The 5,823-nt window shown below is 63.8% G+C and carries 6 protein-coding genes; 5 read left to right on the forward strand and 1 reads right to left on the reverse strand.

Features of this window, described 5'->3' with window-relative positions; translation table 11 throughout:
• The first annotated feature begins 36 nt into the window (after positions 1-36).
• Together DTW89_RS18450 and DTW89_RS18455 are read left to right on the forward strand one after the other, a co-directional pair.
• Positions 37-711 carry an AzlC family ABC transporter permease gene (locus tag DTW89_RS18450; protein WP_114657000.1) on the forward strand — a complete coding sequence of 225 codons (675 nt, stop codon included), beginning with the start codon at positions 37-39 and terminating at the stop codon, positions 709-711.
• Positions 708-1,013, forward strand: coding sequence for an AzlD domain-containing protein (locus tag DTW89_RS18455; protein WP_024814343.1), 306 nt, complete (start codon positions 708-710; stop codon positions 1,011-1,013). The genes DTW89_RS18450 and DTW89_RS18455 overlap by 4 nt, the downstream gene beginning before the upstream one ends.
• An 87-nt stretch (positions 1,014-1,100) precedes the next feature.
• Here DTW89_RS18455 and DTW89_RS18460 read toward each other — a convergent pair whose 3' ends face one another.
• On the reverse strand, positions 1,101-3,008 hold the full coding sequence (locus DTW89_RS18460) for a sensor domain-containing diguanylate cyclase (protein WP_161555651.1): 1,908 nt from the start codon (positions 3,006-3,008) through the stop codon (positions 1,101-1,103).
• Between the two features lie 268 nt (positions 3,009-3,276).
• On the opposite strand from DTW89_RS18460, the gene DTW89_RS18465 reads away from it, so the two are divergent.
• The 3 genes from DTW89_RS18465 to DTW89_RS18475 form a co-directional block, all read left to right on the forward strand.
• The gene (locus tag DTW89_RS18465; protein ID WP_024814345.1) at positions 3,277-3,600 is read left to right on the forward strand and encodes a PepSY domain-containing protein; all 324 of its coding nucleotides are present in this window, start codon (positions 3,277-3,279) and stop codon (positions 3,598-3,600) included.
• A gap of 137 nt (positions 3,601-3,737) precedes the next feature.
• Positions 3,738-4,208: a DUF2271 domain-containing protein gene (locus DTW89_RS18470; RefSeq protein WP_114656998.1), complete on the forward strand. Its 471-nt coding sequence runs from the start codon at positions 3,738-3,740 to the stop codon at positions 4,206-4,208.
• Between the two features lie 26 nt (positions 4,209-4,234).
• On the forward strand, positions 4,235-5,823 hold a 1,589-nt coding region (locus tag DTW89_RS18475), incomplete at its 3' end, for a PepSY domain-containing protein (RefSeq protein ID WP_114656999.1).

Below are 5,823 nucleotides of genomic sequence, written 5' to 3' on the forward strand. Positions count from 1 at the left end.
ACCCTGCGCCCCGCCACCTGGACCCCCGCCATCCGCATGGGCCTGTCGATTGCCGTCGCCACCGGCCTCTACGGCATCTCGTTCGGCGCCCTGGCCGTGGCGGCGGGCCTCACCGTATGGCAGGCCATGGCGCTGAGTCTGCTCATGTTCACCGGCGGCTCCCAGTTCGCCTTCATCGGCGTTATTGCCGGCGGCGGCGCGGGCTCTGCGGCCCTCGGCGCCGCCGCGCTGCTGGGCGTGCGCAACGCGGTCTACGGCATGCAGATGAACGGCATGGTCGGCCCCACCGGCTGGCGCAAGGCCGTGGCAGCGCAGCTCACCATCGACGAATCCGCCGCCACCGCCGCAGGCCAGACCACGCCCGATGAACAGCGGCGCGGCTTCTGGACGGCGGGCGTCGGCGTGTTCGTGCTCTGGAACCTGTTCACCCTGCTCGGCGCCTTGCTGGGCGACGCCCTGGGCGACCCGCGCCGCTGGGGCCTGGACGGCGCCGCCGTGGCGGCCTTTCTGGCCCTGCTGTGGCCGCGCCTGCAACAGCGCGAACCCGTGGCGCTGGCGGTGCTGTGCGGCGTGGCCACCGCCCTGGCCGTGCCGCTGGTGCCGCCCGGCCTGCCCATTTTGTTGGCCGCCGTGGTGGGCGCCGCCTGGGGTTGGCGCGGGCGTACACCGGATGCCCACGGGGACGCGTCTCGCACCGGGGGCGCGGCATGACGCTCTGGGGCTTCATCCTGCTGGCCTGCGCAGCCACCTACCTCACCAAGCTGGCGGGCTACGCCGTGTCGGCCCGCTGGCTGCAAAACCCGCGGATGACCCGTGTGGCCGGCGCCATCACCGTGGCGCTGCTCGCCTCGCTCACGGTGATGAACACCTTTGCCGCAGGCACCGCCCTGGTGATCGACGCGCGCCTGGCGTCCCTGGCAGCAGCGGCGCTGGCCTTGTGGCTGCGGCTGCCGTTTTTGCTGGTGGTGGTGCTGGGTGCGGTGGCAGCGGGGTTGGTGCGCTGGTGGACTTGATATGGCGTCGCTGATGCCTGTGGTGCGCTTGCAGAGCCGCCGCGCCGGGCTTGGCTGGCCCGGGCGTGTGGGTTGGGCGCGTGGCTTTCAGGCGATTGCCGCGCCTGCCTTCATCACCCGATTGCGCCCTGCGTGCTTGGCGCGGTAGAGGGCTTCGTCGGCGCGCTCCAGCAGTTGTTCCATCGTTTCTCCGACGTGGGGCTGGGCCACGCCGACGCTGGTGGTGATGGCAATCGGGGTGTCCGGGCTGCACAGGCATGGTGTACCGGCGATGGCTGCACGAATGCGCTCCGCCAGGCCCATGGCATCTGCCAGCGACAGGGTGTTTGCCACCACCAGAAACTCCTCGCCACCCATGCGGCCCAGAAGGTCTCCCTTGCGCAGCATGGTTTCTATGGTTCGACAGAAGTGGATCAGTACCTGGTCGCCGGTCTGGTGTCCGTGCGTGTCGTTGACTTTCTTGAAGAAATCAATGTCCAGCGCCAGTACGCAGGGGGTCTGAGTCGGGTCGTCCAGGGCAGCCTGCAGGTTTTGCACGATGGATCGGCGGTTGAGCGTGCCGGTCAGCACGTCTGTTTGCGCCTGGACGGCCAATTCTTGTTGCAGTGCCACATGGGTGCTGACATCCGCAAAGGCGACAACGGCCTTGCGGTTTTCTGCGGGGCCGAACGGGGTGACGCGGGTGCTGAACACCAATCGCTGGCCATTTCGACCCACCATCGAATCGCGGTCTGTGCCATGGCGTTCGCCGGTTTCAAGGGCGTTCAGCGTGGGGCACAGCCCCGCGTGAACCGGTTGTCCCTCAGGTGTGAGGTGGATGGTTTCATGCAGATTTTTACCCACCAGCTCGGCTTCGCTCCAGCCCAGCAACCGCTCGGCCTCCCGGTTCATCCAAAGCACATGGCACTGGCGGTCCACCATGATCATTGCATGGCCTGCCTCCTGGGCGATCATGCTCAACTCGGCCTGCTGGTCTTGCAGGGCTTGCTGAAAACGCCGACTTTTGACGCGTGATTGGTGCCACAGCACTGCCAGGGGAAGGGCGATGAGCAGTGTGATGGCAATTCTTTTGGCGGCTATCTGGGTGGCTTCGGCGGCGGCAGCAGCGCAGGGCTCGTTGGCACGCCGTTGTGCCAAAAGCCACTTGGGCGCCTGCACACCATCACCGGTCGTCTGGAACCACTCGTAGTGATAGCACTCGCCCAGGCGCTCGAAGCTTCCGCTGTGCTGGCCTTCAATGGATGCCCACAAGGCCGGGTCCTGCGCGCTCAGTCGTGCCGACGGATCCAGCATGAACTGCCAGTCCAGTGCACCCCCTCCGGTGATCCAGCCGCCGGTGGCATTGAGCATCACCAGATCGCTGCCAGCGGGCAGGTTGACGCGCAGGCTGGCGAGCAGTTCATCAGCAGCGATGTTCAGCACCATCAGCCCCCTGCGGCTGCCATCGAGGAAAACCGGGGCCACGGCACGCAGGGTTGGCCGGTGGGGTTCTTCAATTACTCCCTGCTCGACGTTCAGGTCCAGTTCTGACACCAAAACCTGGCCTGCGCCAAGCTGAAGCCCCGTCTGCACATAGCCGCGGTCCGACTTGTTTTGCAAACCCTGCCTGTGCAAGACGGATTGGCCGTTTTCTCTGTCGACCCGAATCTTTTCCTGCCCGTTCTGGTCGATGTAGCGTGTCTGGTCATAGTCCCCGCGCAGCATGGACAGGGTTTGCAGCGCTTTCTCGGCATGGGTTGTGTTTTCAGGTGTGGGGTCGCTCAAATACAGGCCCAGCACGGTCGAGCGGGACATCAACTGTGCATCGCGCGTCAATTTTTCCAGATAACCACTGACCGTGAGCCGCATGTCTGCTAGGTCGTGCTGCACCCGGTCGCGCTCATGGGCTTGGGTCGCTTCATAAGCGTTTCGATGGGTGAGGCCGATTTCGGCGACGACCACCAACGTCAGCAGCAAAAGCAGCAGCGCCAGAGACCGCAAAGCATTTTTTTGCAAAAAATCGCACCTTGGAGAAGAAGAGCCTGAAAACCCGGCCGCCATGCTGCCACAGTTCTCCAGTGGGGCTGGGTCAACTCACACGCTGCTGTTGCAATTCGCGGACAACTTCTTGTCTGCGCAGAAATGGGCGCAGGCAGCTTTGGCGCGGGGGTAGCTGCAAGGCGTCGCTAACGAAAACAGGCAATTCACTGGCGGCGGTCCAGTTCATCAAGTGTTAAGGCTGCGTCGTTAGAGTTCTCTTGTCTGTTCACAGAGGAGAGAAATCATGAAAGCTTTGGTTCTCGTCAACACCGCGCTGGCCGGCATGCTCATGGGCGGTGCAGCATGGGCTGCAAACGATTGTGCAGACCCGGTGGCCGACTGGCAGCCGCGTGAGCGGCTGCGCCAGCAGATCGAGCAGCGGGGCGGCACGGTGCAACGCATCAAGGTGGACGATGGTTGCTATGAGGTTCGCGGTATCGATGCCCGGGGAAACCGATTCAAAGGCAAGTATTCGCCCCAGTCACTGCGCATCAAAAAACTCGAAATCGAGTTCAGTGACGACGCTGAAGCGGCGGACTATCTTGATCCAGCACAGAAAGCCAAATGACGCCCCTGCCGAGCGAGGGCCCGTGTGCCGGATGGCGCCCGTTGGCATTTGAAACGCGCGCTGGCTTTCTTCTTCACTTTCAGACCACGGTGGGCGCGCGGCGTGCGCAGTCCTGACAATTTACCGAAAGAATCATTATGAAAAAACTTGCTGCTTTGCTTTGCCTTGCCGGCGTGATGACGCTGCCCAACCTGGCGCAGGCGCGTCCGGTGACCTTGACCACCCAGCTCAAAAACTACGGTGGCGACGGGGCATATCTGGCGATTTACGTGACCGATACGAGCGGTCTGTACAAAAAAACGCTCTGGGTGTCCGGAAAAAAATCCAAGTACTACAAACATCTGCGTGACTGGGCCCGTGGCAGTGGCTTGAAGGCGGCAGAGTTTGATGGCGTCAGTGGTGCCAGCGTGGGCAGTGGAAAAACGCTCAAAGTCACCGTGGAACTGGCCGATGTGCTGATTGACTCCGGCCATGAAATTCGCATCGACAGCGCGGTGGAAGATGGGCGCGACAACGCGGCCGACGTGCGCGTGCCCCTGACCACCCAGGGCGCCGGTAAACCCGCCGCAGGGCGCGGCTATGTCCAGTCATTCACCTACGGCATGTGACGGCGCGTTAAGCAAGGGTTCGTACGATGGTGCGCAAGCTTCACTCACTCGCGGGTCTGATCGCCGCCTTGTTTCTGACGGTGCTGTCGCTCAGTGGGGTGGCTTTGTCGTTGGACCCGGCGCTGGAGCGGCTCCAGGCCACGGTGTCCGCAGACGGTCAGATCAGCGTGGCAGCGCTGGCGGGCCGGGTGGCGCTGCATTACCCCGATGTCGAGCAAATTGAGCGCACGCCCTCGGGCTCGATCATTGTTTATTACACCCGCAACGACCAGCCGGGCGCAGACCGTGTCGACCCGGTCAGCGGCCAAGGCATTGCCCCCCATGCACCTTCGGGTTTTTCGCGCTGGGTGAAAGACCTGCACCGCTCTTTGCTTTTTGACACGCCTGGCCGGGCGGTGGTGGGTGTGGTGGCCCTGGCGATGCTTTTCTTGTGTGTTTCTGGCGTGGTGTTGCTGGTCTGGCGCGTTGGGGGCTGGCGGCAAATTGCGCAGCCGCTGCGCGGCGGCGTAAACCAGCGCTGGCACGCGCAGGTGGGGCGTTGGGTGCTGCCGGCGCTGCTGTTGTCTGCGTTGACGGGCATTTATATGTCGGCGGCAACGTTTGCACTGGTGCCAGATGGCATGCAAAGCGAGCCGCAGTTTCCGTCCAGGCAGGCGGGCGGCCCCGCACAGCCGGTCACGGCGCTGGCGGCCTTGCTGGCAACCGATCTGAATGACTTGCGCGAGCTGGTGTACCCCCACCCGAGCGACCCTTCGGACGTTTATTCGCTGCGGACGAACCAGGGCGATGCGTATGTCGACCAAGCAACTGGCGCGCTGTTGTCCTATCAGGCCCATGGTGTGGCACGCCGCATCTACGAGCAGGTCTACCAATTGCACACCGGCGAGGGCTTGTGGTGGCTTGGTTTGTTGCTGGGGTTTTGTGCGCTGGGGGTGCCGGTCTTGGGTGCCACAGGTGCGCTGACCTGGTGGGCGCGGCGCCAGTCCATGCCGCGCATTGTTGGCAACAGCGCGGCGCAATCGGCCGACACCATTATTTTGGTTGGCAGCGAAAACAACAGCACCTGGGGCTTTGCCAATGCGCTGCACAACGCCTTGACGCAGGCGGGTTTGCAGGTGCACACGGCGCCCATGAACCAACTGGCGGCACAGTACCGCCGTGCCGAACGCCTGTTCATCCTGACGGCGACTTATGGCGACGGCGATGCACCCAGCTCAGCCAGCCAGTTTCTCGCGCGGTTGGGCAAGGTGAAGGCGCCTCCTGGTTTGGGCTTTGCCGTGCTGGGTTTTGGGGATCAGCAGTTCCCGCGGTTTTGTCAGTTTGCAAAAGACGTGCAAGCCGCTTTGCTGGCCCAGGGCTGGCGCCGCATGCTGGCGCTGGAAACGGTGGACAGGCAGTCGACCCAGGCGTTTGTCCGCTGGGGCCAGGCCGTCAGTCAGCTGATCGGCCAGGAGCTGGCGCTGCAGCACACGCCCAAGCCCCCGCGAACGGATGCTTTTGAATTGGTCGAGCGGGTTGACTACGGTGAGCAGGTGAATGCACCCACCAGCATCTTGCGCTTTGCCCCCGTGGCGCGGCCAGGGTTGGGGGGCCGCTGGCAGCGTCTGCTGGGGGG

Source organism: Acidovorax sp. BoFeN1 (genome assembly GCF_003345135.1).
GTDB classification, from domain to species: Bacteria; Pseudomonadota; Gammaproteobacteria; order Burkholderiales; family Burkholderiaceae_C; genus Acidovorax; species Acidovorax defluvii.